This window comes from Luteibacter sp. P4_E6 (assembly GCF_056401535.1).
This window is the reverse complement of sequence record NZ_JBFUJE010000872.1, coordinates 1-1,089: the sequence shown is the minus strand read 5'-3', so window position 1 is coordinate 1,089 and position 1,089 is coordinate 1. Positions and strand designations below refer to the sequence as shown.

Genomic DNA, 1,089 nt, shown 5'->3' with positions numbered 1-1,089 from the left:
GTGCCGAGATCTGGTCGTAAAACTGCTCGCCACTCTTGTCGAAGCGACGCGTACGATCGGCGAGTACCTGCTCGAGCGTGGCGTCGTCGATGTGTCCGCCCTCGGCGAGCTCGGCGGCGATTTCCAGCAGCGTGAGTGCACGACGTACGTCGCCGTCCGCGGCGCTGGCGATCATACGTAGCGAGGCGTCTTCGACCGAAAGGTCGAGGTCGCCGAGCCCGCGTTCGCTATCGGCCAGTGCGCGACGCAACGCGGCGACGATGTCATCCGGACTGACCGAGTCCAGCACGTGCACGCGGCAACGCGACAGCAACGCGGAGTTGAGTTCGAACGAGGGATTTTCCGTCGTGGCGCCGACGAAGATGATGACGCCACGCTCGATGTGCGGCAGGAAGGCATCCTGCTGGGCCTTGTTGAATCGGTGCACCTCGTCGACAAACAGCACGGTGCGGCGACCCTGCGCGAAGTTGCCTTCGGCTTCGGCCAGCGCCTTGCGCACGTCCGGCAGGCCACTCATCACCGCGGAGATCGCGCGGAAATCCGCGTCCGCATAGCGCGCCACGAGCAGGGCCAGCGTGGTCTTGCCGCAGCCGGGCGGTCCCCACAGGATCATGGAGTGCACCTTGCCTGCTTCGAGCGCACGGCGCAGGGGTTTGCCTTCGCCAGCCACGCGCTGCTGCCCGACGATTTCGTCGAGGCTGCGCGGACGCATGCGCTCGGCCAGGGGCTTCAGGGCTTCGGGTTCGGCGAAAAGGCCGGGGGACTGAAAAGACATGGGACTCGGTGCCGACGGTGAGCGCGCATTATCGCGCGTTCACCGTGCAGGCGGGCTCAAGGCGCTTCACGCGGCCCGGTGGGCGGCTTCCGCAGCAGGCTGACGGCCATGCCGCCGACCACCAGCACGCCCAGGGCGAGCACCACCCAGAGGATGACCCGGGTCCAGTCGAAGGGCCCTACTGGCGTGACCAGGGCCTTTTCTCCCTCCATGCGCACGCCAGGGCCGGTCGTGGCCTGGGCGGGTCGCCAGCCCTCGGGCTGTTGCTTGCGCAGGCTAGCGAGGGCATTGGCGATGGGCCAGGGCGGACGGCT

Annotated in this window: 2 protein-coding genes; both read right to left on the bottom strand. The window is 67.9% G+C overall.

The annotated features are described in order from the left end of the window. The coding region (locus tag AC1DT2_RS24230; protein WP_477299283.1) for an AAA family ATPase at positions 1-775 on the bottom strand (775 nt) is incomplete at its 3' end. A gap of 56 nt (positions 776-831) precedes the next feature. After that, on the bottom strand, positions 832-1,089 hold a 258-nt coding region (locus tag AC1DT2_RS24225; protein ID WP_477299281.1), incomplete at its 5' end, for a DUF3999 family protein.